We start from the raw sequence: 13,085 nt of genomic DNA, 5'->3' as shown, positions 1-13,085 counted from the left end.
CCAGCCTAGTCCGCAACCGACGCTGACGCCCGCACCGGCCACGGGCGGGTTCGGCCGGCGATCAGCGGAGGCCCACCGCTGGCGGCTGCACGACGTCCGGGGACGCCGGTTCGCCAGTCTCGGCGAGAGGACGCGACGACACCCACCACGCCAGGCCGCCGAGCAGGACGAGACCGAGCACGCTCGCCACCAGGGGTGTAATCGAGCCGAGTGGCGGGTGCCAGTCGCCAGCGAACGGGTTGAGCGTGCGGAAGGTGAGGTACCGGGGCAGCCCGTTTTGCCAGCGCACCATCGTGAAGATCAACGTGAACAGTTGGATCGGCAGAAGCAGGACGATGCTGAGCCGGACCAGGGTGCGGCTGCGGGCGGCGTCGAGGCCACGCTCTTCCCAGACGTAGGCGGCGAACAGCAGCATCCCGGCGAGTATCGGCAGCATGTAGCGGCCCTGGGTGACGAATCCGGTCTGCTTGACCAGGGCCACCTGCATCGCGGAGGGCACGACGACACCGCCGACGAACAGGACGAGCAGCCGCCAACGATCGACCAGCCGGCCGAAGACGAACGCCCCGACCACCAGCGCCGCGGCCAGGAACTGCCAGATCAGGTAGGCCGGGGCGGGCATCCGGGTGTCCAGCCAGGACGTGACACCGACCATCTGGTCGAGGTACCCGCGCCACCGGTCGGCCTCGGCGAAGGCGGCCTGGCCGTAGGTGTACACGTTGCCGCCGTAGGTGCCGAGGTCGGAGGTCTTCATCGCCACGCCCCAGGCGAGCGCCGTGAGGACCGCGACGACGATCGCGGCGCCCCACCACCGCACCGCCCGTTCCCGCAGCAGTCGACCGAGGTTGCTCTGACGCCACGGGAAGGCGAAGGCGACGAACGCGGTGGCCAGCAGGAGTGGCCCGGTCTGACGGAGCATCGCGAGCAGCAGGCCGCTGATGCCGGCCAGCAGCAGCAGCCCGCGGTGCGGCCGCGGTCGGCGGTCCAGCAGCAGCGGGATGACGGCGGCGAAGAACGCCGCGCCGGCGGCGATCTCCACTCCGTTGGGGTTGACGGCGCTCGCCATCTGGGCGGCCATCGGGGTGACGGCGACGAGCAGCCCACCGACCATCAGACGACGCCGGGACCACTTCACCGCCACGACGAACGCACCGGCCAGCAGCGCCGCGGAGATGGCTGCGCTGATCAGCCTCGCGAGCAGCACCCCGGACCAGCCTGGCCAGATGGTGAGTGGCCAGCCAACCACGGCGTAGTAGACGGGGTGGTACCGGCCGGCGCCGGTGCCCGTTCGGACCAGGGTGTCGTCGCTGCCCGGCGGGACCGCGCACGCGGCCGAGCGTTGCGGCTTGAACTGCCAGCACTGCGCCCTGACCAGGCCGGCGGGGACGCGCTGGAAGGCCCCCGAGCCCTTCTTGGCCGCGGCCGGCGGCGGGGCGATCTGCCCCGCCGCCACGCCGGCGGCGCGTACGACGTGCTCCCGCTCGTCCGGGGTGCCGTCGTAGGGAGCGGCCGCCGACCAGGCGCCGAAGATCAGCAGGAATCCGACGAACGCGAGGATCCAGACGCGCCGGAGGCCGGGGACGGCTCGGTCGCCGGCCACAGGAGGTTCTGTCGTCGCCATCGCGGTTCTCTGCGTGCCTTCCAAGGGTGTGGAACGGTCCCGGGGGCCTCCGGTGCGGATCAGTCCGGCGTCGACTGGATGTCGAGGGTGAGCGCGGAGAGCAGCATGTGGGTGCCGGTCAGCAACGGCCCGACGCAGAGCAGGACACTACCGGTGGTGGCGACCGGTGGGCCGAGCGTCTCCGCCAGCACCCAGATTCCCCAGGCGGAGCCGAGCAGCACGAGGAACAGGCCCGTGAAGAAGAGCAGCGCCACGGCGGAGAACGAGGCCAGCACGTGCTTGAGCAGCATCCGCCGCCAGAAGCCGCGGAACAGGAGGCTGGCGATGCGGGGGGCCACCCGGTGGATGCGCATCGTCGACACCTCCTCGCCGTAGCTGGCGGGGACCGGAACGTCCTTGGCTCGGACGTTGGCGATGTTGAGCCAGATCAGCAGATCGTTCTCGAACTCGTAGCCCCGGGCCACCGCGGCGACGTTGAGCCGCAGCAGGGCCGGACGGGCCAGCGCCGTGTAGCCGTTCTGCGGGTCGAAGAGGTTCCAGTAGCCGCTGGCGACCTTGGTGGCGAAGGACAGGGCGACGCTACCCAGCATCCGTACGACCGGCATGTTGGCGAACGACGTGCGGGAGAAGAAGCGGTTCGCCTTGGTGAACTCGTAGCCGTCGTCGCAGATCGGGTCGAGCAGCGCCGGCAGGTAAGCGGGGTCCATCTGGGCGTCGCCGGCCATCACGACGTTGATGTCGGCGCCCAGGGCCAGGGCCCGCTCGTGCCCGTCCATGATCGACCCGCCGACCCCGGTGTTCTTCTCGTGGTCGATGACCACAACGCGGGGATCCCCGACGGCTCGGGCGCGGGCCGAGGTGTCGTCGGTGGAACGGTCGTTGATCACCACGATGAAGTCCACGAAATCGGGCATCGTGATGATCGTCTTGCCGATCAGTTTGCTCTCGTTGTACGCGGGCACCACCGCCGCGATCTTTTTCCCCTTGTACACGCTCAGCCGACCAGTGCCGTGTCGCGGATGGCGAGGCAGATCTCGAGCGCGGCGAGGCCATCCTCGCCGGTCACCGCGGGGCGGCGACGATTGACGACGCAGTCGGCGAAGTGCCGGAGCTCGTGCATCAGCGGCTCGCCGTGCTGGGACAGGAAGGGGATCTCGACCCGACCGCTCTGCCGGTAGCGCACGCCGCCCTCGGAGAGGAACTCGGAGTGCTCGATCCGGTGCACCTCGACCTGCTGGCGCAGCAGGTCGGCGATGACGCAGTCGTTGCGCTGGGTGAGGGTGACGCGGCGGATCTTGTTCTGGCTGATCCGGCTCGCCGTGATGTTCGCGATCATGCCGTTCTCGAACATCAGCAGGGCGAAGGCCAGGTCCTGCTCCGAGGAGCGGACGACCCGGGTCGCCGAGCGGTGCGCGACGATCTCCGATCCGGCCACCGTCCGGGCCAGGTCGACGTCGTGGATCATCAGATCCAGCAGGACGTCGGCGAGCGCGCGGTTCGAGAACGGGCCGACCCGCGTGATCTCCAGCGACAGCGGGTCGTCCACCAGCTGGAGAAGCTCCGTCACGGCGGGGTTGAACCGCTCCACGTGGCCGACCATCAGGATGCGGTCGTGCTTCTCCGCCACCTCGATCAGGCGCCGCGCGTCGGCGACGGAGGTCGCGATCGGCTTCTCGACGAGCAGGTCACGGCCGCTGCGCAGGATCCGTTCGCCCAGTTCGCCGTGCGTCTCGCTCGGCGTCGCCAGGACGGCCGCGTCCGCGCCCGCCAACGCCTCGTCCAGGTCGGTGGTGTACTGCGCGCCGATGGCCTTCGCCAGGGTGGCCGCCCGCTGCGGGTCCGGGTCACAGACCATGGTGACGGTGACGTCCGGCGTCGCCCGGGCGACGCGCCCGTGGTTCGCGCCCATGATGCCGGCGCCGATGATCGCCAACTTAGTCATTGAAGGCACCTCGCACTGCCTCGATCACCTGGTCGATGTCGTCGTCGACGAGGTGCTGGTGGACGGGAAGGGAGAGCGCCTCGGTGGCGGCGCGCAGGGCCCGGGGGGTCTCATCCGTGCCGATCTGAGGGTGACCCGCGTAGCAGTCGTAGTGGTGCATCAGGCGGGGGTAGTAGAGCCCGTAGCCGATCTGCCGCTCATCCAGCCACTTGCCGAGGTCGTCACGGCTCAGCGGCGCGTCGGCGCCGATACGAACGGTGTACTGGTGCCAGACGTGGCTGCGTCCGGACGGCACCGAAGGCGTGGTCAGCCCGGGCAGCCCGGCAAGGCCGGCGGTCAGCCGCGCGGCGTTCGCGGCCCGACGGGCCGTCGTCTCGGCCAACCGGCCGACCTGCGGCACGGCGATCGCCGCCTGCAGGTCGGTCAGCCGCCAGTTGTGCCCCGGCGCCTCGTACTGGTAACGCACCCGCATACCCTGGTTACGCAGCAGCCGGAGCCGATCCGCGATGGCGTCGTCGGAGGTGGTGATGAGACCCCCTTCGCCGCACTGCAGGTTCTTCGTGGCGTACATCGAGAAGCAGCCGACGCCGAACGAGCCCACCGCGCGATCTCCGACGCGCGCGCCGTGCGCCTGGGCGGCGTCCTCGACGATCGCCAGCCCCGCGGCGTCGGCGATCTCGGTGAGCGCCGTCATGTCGGCGGGCAGGCCGTAGAGGTGCACCGGGAGGAGCGCCTTCGTCCGGTCGTTGATCAGCGCCTGGACACTGGCCGGATCGATGGTGAAGTCATCGCGGATGTCGGCGAAGCGGACCGTCGCCCCCGACTCGAGGATCGCGTTGAGGGTCGCGGCGAAGCTGAAGGGCGTGGTGATCACCTCGTCGCCGGGCTGCAGGCCGAGCGCCTCGAGAGCGGCCACCAGCGCGACCGTGCCGTTGCTGACGGCTACGGCGTGGGGGACGCCGCACAGCTCCGCGAAGGATCGTTCCAACTCGGCGACCATCGGGCCCTGTGCCAGCCTGCCGGAACGCAGCACCGACAGGACCGCGGCCTCCTCCTCGGGGCCGATGACCACCGAGGTGATGGGAATAGACGACATGAAGGGTTGTCTCCTGTGAGATTCAGCGCGCTTCGAGCACATCGGTGGGGAACTGCTCGGTGCCGCGGGCGACTACCTCGCCGTTGCGGTTGACCCAGCCAAGGTGCCGCGCCGGATTGCCAGCGACGAGTTGGTACGGCTGCACGTCCCGAGTGACGACCGCACCTGCGGCGACCAGGGCGTACTCCCCGATCTCAGTGCCGCAGACGATCGTGGCGTTGGCCCCGATGGAGGCGCCGGTGCGGACTCGGGTCGGGGTCACCTGCCAGTCCGGGTTCTGCGCCCGGGGGTTGAGGTCGTTGGTGAAGACGGCGCTAGGGCCGACGAACACCTCGTCCTCGAGCGTCACGCCAACGTAGACCGAGACGTTGTTCTGAATCTTGACTCGGTCGCCGATCTCGACCCCAGCATCGACGTACACGTTGCGGCCGATCGTGCAGTCGGCGCCGATGCGAGCAGTCGACCGGACATGGGTCAAATGCCAGATCCGGGTCCCGGCGCCAACCTTGGCTCCGGCCTCCACCTCGGCTGTCGGGTGGACGGAGACGCTCGGCATGTCGGTCACTGCACACCTTCGGGGGGTCTCGGGGCGATCGCGGGACGGGGAGACGATAGCGTGCTCCACCGTGACGACACATGGCGGGTCCGCGTCCAAGGATCAGCGTTGAAGGCGGCGGCTACGGCGACGATCGCCGGCCTGACGCGACGCAGCGAGGTTCGGTTCCTGATCGTCGGTGGACTCAGCGCGATCACCGACACCAGCGCCCTCTACCTGTTCCACGGTGTGCTGGGAGTGTGGCTACCGTTCGCCACGGTGCTCGCCTTCGCCGTGGCGTTCGTGGTGAACTTCGGGCTCAACCGCGCCTGGTCGTTCGGCTCGACCGGCGACGTCGGCGGTCAGGCCTGGCGGTATCTGCTTCTGGTGATCGTCAACCTGGCCCTGACCGTCGCCCTCGTGCAGGGGCTGACCTGGGCTGGCCTTCCCTACCTGATCGCCAAGGTGCTCACCACCGGGGGCCTGGCGGTGCTGAACCTCTTCGTGTCCCGTAAGTGGATCTTCACTGACGGCCCCGCCTGAGGCTCACGCTAGCGGACACCATCCGCCGGGCACCGGCGAGAACATCAACCACGTCAACCGGGGCGACGCGTCGAAACGCGTCGCCCCGGTTGAGCGCTGTCCCTACAGGTACTGGCCGGTGTTGCTGGCAGTCTCGATGGACCGCCCGGCCTCGGCGCCCTTGCCACCGGAGACGAGCGTGCGGATGTAGACGATCCGCTCGCCCTTCTTGCCAGAGATGCGGGCCCAGTCGTCGGGGTTGGTGGTGTTGGGCAGGTCCTCGTTCTCCCGGAACTCGTCGACGCAGGCGTCGAGCAGGTGCTGCAGGCGCAGGCCCTTGCGCCCGGAGGTGAGGAACTCCTTGATGGCCATCTTCTTGCTGCGGTCGACGATGTTCTGGATCATCGCGCCCGAGTTGAAGTCCTTGAAGTAGAGGACTTCCTTGTCACCGTTGGCGTAGGTGACCTCGAGGAAGCGGTTCTCCTCGGTCTCCGAGTACATCCGCAGCACCACGGCGTCGATCATCGCCGCGACGGTGGCCTGGGGGTCTGCGCCGTGCTCGGCCAGGTCGTCCGGGTGCAGGGGCAGCCCGGAGAGGATGTACTTGGAGAAGATGTCCTTCGCCGCTTCGGCGTCCGGCCGCTCGATCTTGATTTTCACGTCGAGCCGACCGGGGCGCAGGATCGCTGGGTCGATCATGTCTTCCCGGTTGGAGGCGCCGATGACGATGACGTTCTCCAGCCCCTCCACGCCGTCGATCTCACTGAGCAGCTGCGGGACGATCGTGTTCTCCACATCGGAGGAGACACCGGAGCCACGGGTCCGGAAGATCGAGTCCATCTCGTCGAAGAACACGATCACCGGGGTGCCCTCGCCGGCCTTCTCCCGTGCCCGCTGGAAGATCAGCCGGATGTGCCGCTCGGTCTCGCCGACGTACTTGTTGAGCAGCTCAGGGCCCTTGATGTTGAGGAAGAAGCTGGTGTGCTTCTCCTTGCCCTGCCGCTCGGCGATCTTCTTGGCCAACGAGTTGGCCACCGCCTTGGCGATCAGCGTCTTGCCGCAGCCGGGCGGGCCGTAGAGCAGGATGCCCTTGGGTGGGCGGAGCTGGTGCTCACGGAACAGGTCCGCGTGCAGGAAGGGCAGCTCCACCGCGTCGCGGATCTGCTCGATCTGCGCCTGGAGGCCACCGATGTCGGTGTAGTCGACGTCGGGCACCTCCTCCAGGACCAGTTCCTCGACCTCGCTCTTCGGGATCCGCTCGTACGCGTATGCCGAGCGGGGCTCGATCATGAGCGAGTCGCCGGCCCGGATCGCCGAGCCGATCAGCGTCTCGGCGAGGTGCACGATGCGCTCCTCGTCGGAGTGGGAGACCACCAGCGCCCGGTCACCCGGCCCGCCACCCGGCCCCTCCAGGATCTCCTTGAGCATCACCACCTCGCCGACCCGCTCGTAACCGAACGCGTCGACGATGTTGAGCGCGTCGTTGAGCAGGACCTCCTGGCCACGGCGCAGCTCGGCCACGTCAAGCGAGGGCGAGACGGCGACCCGCAGCTTGCGACCGCCGGTGAAGACGTCCACCGTGCCGTCGTCGTGGCTGGCCAGGAAGACGCCGTAGCCACTCGGCGGTTGTGCGAGGCGGTCGATCTCCTCCTTGAGCGTCACGATCTGCGTGCGAGCCTCCTTGAGGGTGCTCACCAGCCGGTCGTTGTTCTCGGTCAGCCGCGCCAACTGTGCCTGGGTGGCCGCCAGCCGCTCTTCGAGCTGCCGGACGTGTCGGGGGCTTTCGGTCAACTTGCGCCGCACCAGGGCGAGTTCCTCTTGAAGAAACGCGACCTGCGTGGAGAGATCGTGGGCTTCCTTCTCCCACCGTGCGGCGCGCGAGTCCGCGTCGTCGCTGCGTGCCACGTCCCACCTCCCCGGGGGGCTTGAACGTTCTGCCCTAACACTAGCCGCTATGAGGCCGATTCGGTCCCACGCAACACCCTCGTCACCGAACCTTGATCGCCAAGGGTGGCCTGGCGGGCCGGTACCGGCGTTCAGGTACCGTCGGACCGTACGACGGGAGAACATGGGGGGTGCACCGGTGGCCGAGGTCGCGACCGACCAGTTGCAGGTCTGGGTGGACCAGGATCTCTGCACGGGCGATGGGCTGTGCGTGCAGTACGCGCCGGAGGTGTTCGAGTTCGACATCGACGGCCTGGCGTACGTCAAGGGCGCCGACGGTGAGCTGCGGATGGCGCCGGGCAGCCGGGTCGACGTGCCCGAGCACCTGCGGCTCGAGGTGATCGACTCCGCGAAGGAGTGCCCGGGCGACTGCATCCACGTCGTGCGCGGCGACGGTGTCGAGGTCGCCGGCCCGGACGCCGAGGACTGAGCCACCCCGCCGGGTGCCGCCAACCAGCGCGGCCCCGGCCCCAGGGGTGCGGCTCAGAGCATCGGGCGGCCGACCACCGAGGCGACCAGCCGGGCGAACTCTTCCAACCGGGCGATCTGCCCGGCCCCGCCGTCGTCGAGGGTCTTGCCGAAGCGCAGCGCGTCGTGCCGCGGCGTGCCGACGATCTCCTCGCTCGGCGGCGCCTCGTCCAGCGAGGTGAGCAGCAGGTACACGTCGATGCTGTCGACCCGGATCTCGCCGCTGTCGGTGCGGATGAGCCGGCGACGGCAGCCGACCTCGGTGACGGTGGAGACCGGCACCACGCGCAGCGACGACGTCATCGACCCCGGGGGGCCCTCCGTCGGCGGCACGTCCTCGCCGTGCCAGAGGATCAGCCGGCTGCCGTCGCAGACCACGACCTCCTGCCACACGCCGTTGACCTCGTTGACGAAGCGTTCCAGGGTGAAGCCGAGCACCGACGCGCCGCGCAACACCCCGCCGAGCGCCTCCAGGGCCACGTCCGGGTCGCGCAGGTAGGCGCGCGCCGCCGACTCCAGGTCCTGGTAGGGCGACCAGTCCGGAAACACCGCGGGCAGATCGCCGCCGCCGTAGCCCGGTCGGCTCATGCCGCCGCCTCCCCCCGCTCGGCGACGCCGGCGCCGGGGCGCGGGCCACCCCGGTCGGCCCGCGCACCCACACCCGCCCGCCCGCTCACACCGGCCCGGACGCCCGCAACCGCACGCGTGCTCACGCCGGCCCGCCCAGCTCGATGGTCACGGCCTGTCCAACTCCCCCGTCGTGTCGGGCTCCACACCCGCCGCCTGCGCGGCGGCCGCCTGCCGGGCCGCCTCCGCCTCGCGCAGCACCTGCCGGCGCTGCACGTACGCCTCGGTGCCCTTGCTGGGCTTGCGGCGGCGGGGCGGCGCGGTGACCCCGGGAGCCAGCTTGCGCGCGGAGACCAGGAACGCGGTGTGCGCGATCATCCGGTGGTCCGGCCGGACGGCGAGGCCCTCGGCGTGCCAGTCCCGCACCAGCGACTCCCAGGCCCGCGGCTCGGTCCAGCCGCCACGCTCGCGCAGCGCCTCCACCAGTTCGGAGAGCTGGGGCGTGGTGGCCACGTAGCCGATGAAGACACCGCCGGGCACCAGCGCCCGCTCGACCATGTCGAGGGTCTCCCACGGGGTGAGCATGTCCAGGATGATCCGGTCGAAGCCGGTCTCCTGGCACTGCGCGACGTCGCCGACGTGCAGCTGCCAGGCCGGGTGCGGACCGTTGAAGAACGCCTCGACGTTGCGCCGGGCGATCTGGGCGAAGTCGTCACGCAGCTCGAACGAGTGCAGCTCCCCCTCGGTGCCGACCGCGCGCAGCAGTGAGCAGCTGAGCGCGCCGGAGCCGGCGCCGGCCTCCAGGACCTTCGCGCCGGGGAAGATGTCGCCCATCGCGACGATCTGCGCCGAGTCCTTCGGGTAGATCACCTGGGCGCCGCGTGGCATGGACAGCACGTAGTCCGACAGCAGCGGCCGCAGCGCCAGGAACGCCGTACCGCCGCCGGAGGTGGTCACCACGCTGCCGTCGGGCAGCCCGATCAGCGCGTCGTGCGCCAGGATGCCGCGGTGGGTGTGGAACTCCTTGCCGGGCTCCAGCGTCACGGTGTGCATCCGCCCCTTCGGGTCGGTCAGCTGTACCCGGTCGCCGGGCCGGAACGGCCCGCGGTGCACGGGTGTCAGCGCCGGGGAGGCGGCGTCGGCCGGGACGGTGGAGGGAGTTGCGGTCACGATGTCATCTTCCGGTTGGGTTCGAGGACCTGCGCGAGGTCCGCGATGTGCAGAATGCCGACGACATCTTCGCCTGCCGTCACCACGTACTGCGCGCCCGGGTGGCTCTGCACGGCCTCCATCACCCCCTCGCCGTCCAGCCCGACCGGCAGCGCGGGGAGCGTGCCCAGCGACCGGGCGACGGCGTCCACGGCCAGCCACGGGCGGCGGTCGGCGGGCACCGCCTCGGCGGCGGCCGGGTCGACCAGCGCCACCGGCCGGCCGGTGGAGTCCGTGATCAGCAACGCGGCAGCGGGCTGCCCACCCTCGGCGCGTCGGCGCTGGGCCTCGGACAGCGGTGTGCCGGTGGTCACCGGCCAGACCGGCCGGGCCAGCCGGGACAGGTCGATCAGCGGAAACCGGCGGCTGACCCGGGCGGCCCGGATCGACTGCCCGGCGCCGCGCCAGAGGGTGACCGCGACCAGCAGCATCAGCGGCAGCGCCAACGGCGCCAGGTAGTCGGCCACGGTGAGCAGCACGACCAGCGCCACGGTGCCGACGGCGACCACACGGCCGGCCCAGCCGGCGACCTCGGTGCCACGATGCCGGTCGCGGGTCAGCCCCCACACCGCGGCGCGCAGCGCCCGGCCGCCGTCCAGGGGCAGGCCGGGCAGGATGTTGAACAGCGCGACGATGACGTTGCTCAACGCGAGCTGGAAGGAGAGCTGGTGGGCCACGGTGCCCTCGGGCAGGGCGAGCGTGGCGGCCACCGCGACGACGGCGAGCACCGCGGAGACCGCAGGGCCGGCCAGCGAAACCAGAAGGTCGACCCGGGGCGAAGGGGCGTCCCGGTCCATCTCGGTGTAGCCGCCGAGCAGTTCCAGGGTGATCCCGCGCACACCGATGCCGTACCGCCGCGCGGTGAGCGCGTGGCCCAGCTCGTGCAGCAGCACCGAGCCGAGCAGCGACACCACGAACCCGAAGCCGATCAGGTAGCCGCTGACCTGCGGCAGGTCCAGCTGCCGGCGGGCGAACTCGGCGTACAGCACGGCGAGCAGCAGGGCGAGCAGGACCATCGAGCCGTTGAGGTGCAGAGGCACCCCGAACACCCGACCCACGCTCAAGCCGCTGCGCCGGTCGGGTCGCCGCGGCGGCCGGGATGTCTGCTCCATCGGGACGATGCTACGGACCGGCGGTACCCGGGGCGGGTGGCGGTCGGTGTCACACCGGTGCCCTAACCTTTGCCGACATGACGGCGGAACCGGTCACCACCCCCCAGTCCCCCTCCCCGGCGCAGGCGCCGCCGACGGTGCGGGCCTCGCTGTCTCCGTCGCGGGCGGCGGATTTCAAGACCTGCCCGCTGCTCTACCGGTTCCGCAGCATCGACCGGCTACCCGAGCGGACCACCATCGAGCAAGCCCGGGGCACCCTGGTGCACGCGGTGCTGGAGCGCCTGTTCGACCTGCCCGCCCAGGGCCGCACACCGGCCGCCGCCGGTGACCTGGTGGCCCCGCAGTGGGACCGCATGGTCACCGAGCAGCCGGAGCTGGCCGGGATCTTCGACGGCGCGGAGCCGGCCGGCCCGGTGGAGTTCCTGCGCTCGGCCGCAGGGCTGCTGGAGGGCTACTTCGCGGTGGAGGACCCCACCCGGCTGGAGCCGGCCGAGCGGGAGAGCCTGATCTCGGCGGTGGTCGACGAGGAGCTGCTGATCCGGGGTTACCTCGACCGGCTCGACGTGGCCCCGGACGGCGCGCTGCGGGTCGTCGACTACAAGACCGGCGGCGCCCCACGGGAGGCGTTCGAGGCGCGGGCGCTGTTCCAGCTGAAGTTCTACGCTCTGGTGCTGTGGCGCACCCGGGGGGTGGTGCCCAAGGTGCTGCGGCTGCTCTACCTGCGCGACGCCGAGGTGTTGGACTACGCGCCGGACGCCGAGGAGCTGGTCCGCTTCGAGCGCACCGTGGTGGCGCTGTGGCGGGCGATCGAGCAGGCCACCGACCGGCAGGATTTCCGGCCCCGGCCGAGCCGTCTCTGCGACTGGTGCAGCCACCAGGCGCTGTGCCCCAGTTTCGGCGGCACCCCGCCGCCGTTCCCGGTCGGGGTGGCCGGCGCCGATCCCCTGCGCGACGCCCGGTCCGCTCCGGCGGCGCCGGGCGCCGACGACTGACCTCCGGACGCCCCCGTTGCGGCGCACGCCCGGCACCGCGACTCTCGCCGATCACGGCGCCTCCTGACCGCTCGCGCCGGGCCCCGCCGGTGACCTCCCCGCGCCGGGTCCCGCCGGTGGCCGCCCCGCGCCGGGGCCGGAAACCGACCGGACCGGTGCCACGCCGGTCGGGACGCGGCGGCTGGCCGACCTCTACGGTGGTCCGCGACGCACCGGCCGGCGTGCGCGAGGATGACCGGTGCGGGCAGCACGGCGTCGGCGCGGGACAGGGAGACGAGATGACCGATCGGGTGGCCTCGGCGCGACCGGTGCGGATCCTGCTCGCCGACGACCAACCGCTGCTGCGCACCGGATTCCGGATGGTGCTGGGCGCCGAGGGTGACCTCGACGTGGTGGCGGAGGCCGGCGACGGCCTGGAGGCGGTGGAGCTGTCCCGCCGGCTGCTGCCCGACGTCGTGCTGATGGACATCCGGATGCCCCGGATGGACGGGGTCACGGCGACCCGGGCGATCGTCGACGCCCGGCTGCCGGTGCGGGTGCTGGTGCTGACCACGTTCGACCTCGACGAGTACGTCGTCGGCGCGTTGCGCGCCGGCGCCAGCGGGTTCCTGGCCAAGGACGTGCCGGCCGAGGAGCTCATCGCGGCGATCCGCACGGTGGCCGGCGGGGACGCGGTGGTGGCGCCACGGATCCTGCGGCGGCTGCTGGATCGCTTCGCCGACCTGCTGCCCGACCCGGCGGCGACACCGTCGGCCGTGCTCAGCACGCTCACCGACCGGGAGCGCGAGGTCCTGGTGCAGGTGGCCCGGGGGCTGTCGAACGCCGAGATCGCGGTGGCGCTGTCGGTCAGCGAGACCACCATCAAGACCCACGTCGGGCACGTGCTGACCAAGCTGCGGCTGCGCGACCGGGTGCAGGCGGTGGTGCTGGCGTACGAGTCGGGGCTGGTCCGTCCCCGGGCGTAGCCCCTGCCGACCGCTACCTCACCCGGCGTACGCACAGATCCCTCCGTGGGGGGACGGCACGGTTGCCGCGCTCACCTACCGTGACCAGAGATGGCTCGGCGCGGTTGACCCT

13 protein-coding genes are annotated in these 13,085 nt (G+C 71.1%); 4 read left to right on the top strand and 9 right to left on the bottom strand.

Features of this window, described 5'->3' with window-relative positions; all coding sequences use genetic code 11:
- Positions 1-61: 61 nt before the first annotated feature.
- The 5 genes from BUS84_RS06775 to BUS84_RS06755 form a co-directional block, all read right to left on the bottom strand.
- Positions 62-1,600: a DUF2142 domain-containing protein gene (locus tag BUS84_RS06775; protein ID WP_074309719.1), complete on the bottom strand. Its 1,539-nt coding sequence runs from the start codon at positions 1,598-1,600 to the stop codon at positions 62-64.
- Positions 1,601-1,680: 80 nt separating this feature from the next.
- A complete protein-coding gene (locus tag BUS84_RS06770) occupies positions 1,681-2,613 on the bottom strand; it encodes a glycosyltransferase family 2 protein (protein ID WP_074309716.1) in 933 nt (310 codons plus the stop codon).
- 2 nt (positions 2,614-2,615) lie between these two features.
- The gene (locus BUS84_RS06765; protein WP_074309714.1) at positions 2,616-3,563 is read right to left on the bottom strand and encodes a Gfo/Idh/MocA family protein; all 948 of its coding nucleotides are present in this window, start codon (positions 3,561-3,563) and stop codon (positions 2,616-2,618) included.
- Positions 3,556-4,659: a DegT/DnrJ/EryC1/StrS family aminotransferase gene (locus BUS84_RS06760; protein WP_074309711.1), complete on the bottom strand. Its 1,104-nt coding sequence runs from the start codon at positions 4,657-4,659 to the stop codon at positions 3,556-3,558. Before BUS84_RS06760 ends, BUS84_RS06765 begins: the two co-directional genes overlap by 8 nt.
- Positions 4,660-4,681: 22 nt before the next feature.
- Positions 4,682-5,215, bottom strand: coding sequence for an acyltransferase (locus BUS84_RS06755; RefSeq protein ID WP_074309710.1), 534 nt, complete (start codon positions 5,213-5,215; stop codon positions 4,682-4,684).
- Positions 5,216-5,323: 108 nt separating this feature from the next.
- On the opposite strand from BUS84_RS06755, the gene BUS84_RS06750 reads away from it, so the two are divergent.
- On the top strand, positions 5,324-5,737 hold the full coding sequence (locus BUS84_RS06750) for a GtrA family protein (protein ID WP_074309708.1): 414 nt from the start codon (positions 5,324-5,326) through the stop codon (positions 5,735-5,737).
- Positions 5,738-5,839: 102 nt separating this feature from the next.
- On the opposite strand, the gene arc is transcribed toward BUS84_RS06750, so the two are convergent.
- Positions 5,840-7,621: a proteasome ATPase gene (arc, locus tag BUS84_RS06745; RefSeq protein ID WP_074309706.1), complete on the bottom strand. Its 1,782-nt coding sequence runs from the start codon at positions 7,619-7,621 to the stop codon at positions 5,840-5,842.
- 178 nt (positions 7,622-7,799) lie between these two features.
- Between arc and BUS84_RS06740 the strand changes: the two genes are divergently transcribed.
- A complete protein-coding gene (locus BUS84_RS06740; protein ID WP_074309704.1) occupies positions 7,800-8,090 on the top strand; it encodes a ferredoxin in 291 nt (96 codons plus the stop codon).
- Positions 8,091-8,143: 53 nt separating this feature from the next.
- On the opposite strand, the gene BUS84_RS06735 is transcribed toward BUS84_RS06740, so the two are convergent.
- The 3 genes from BUS84_RS06735 to BUS84_RS06725 form a co-directional block, all read right to left on the bottom strand.
- Positions 8,144-8,716: a hypothetical protein gene (locus BUS84_RS06735; RefSeq protein ID WP_074309702.1), complete on the bottom strand. Its 573-nt coding sequence runs from the start codon at positions 8,714-8,716 to the stop codon at positions 8,144-8,146.
- A 147-nt stretch (positions 8,717-8,863) separates the two neighbouring features.
- Positions 8,864-9,865 (bottom strand): tRNA (adenine-N1)-methyltransferase, encoded by a 1,002-nt coding sequence (locus BUS84_RS06730; RefSeq protein ID WP_074309700.1) that lies wholly within the window; start codon positions 9,863-9,865, stop codon positions 8,864-8,866.
- On the bottom strand, positions 9,862-10,953 hold the full coding sequence (locus BUS84_RS06725) for a site-2 protease family protein (RefSeq protein ID WP_425293441.1): 1,092 nt from the start codon (positions 10,951-10,953) through the stop codon (positions 9,862-9,864). Before BUS84_RS06725 ends, BUS84_RS06730 begins: the two co-directional genes overlap by 4 nt.
- A gap of 140 nt (positions 10,954-11,093) precedes the next feature.
- On the opposite strand from BUS84_RS06725, the gene BUS84_RS06720 reads away from it, so the two are divergent.
- Together BUS84_RS06720 and BUS84_RS06715 are read left to right on the top strand one after the other, a co-directional pair.
- Positions 11,094-12,008, top strand: coding sequence for a RecB family exonuclease (locus BUS84_RS06720; RefSeq protein ID WP_074309695.1), 915 nt, complete (start codon positions 11,094-11,096; stop codon positions 12,006-12,008).
- A gap of 278 nt (positions 12,009-12,286) precedes the next feature.
- A complete protein-coding gene (locus BUS84_RS06715; protein ID WP_074312230.1) occupies positions 12,287-12,973 on the top strand; it encodes a response regulator in 687 nt (228 codons plus the stop codon).
- Positions 12,974-13,085 lie beyond the last annotated feature (112 nt).

This window comes from Micromonospora cremea (assembly GCF_900143515.1).
Lineage (GTDB): Bacteria > Actinomycetota > Actinomycetes > Mycobacteriales > Micromonosporaceae > Micromonospora > Micromonospora cremea.
This window is presented reverse-complemented; position numbering and strand designations above follow the sequence as displayed.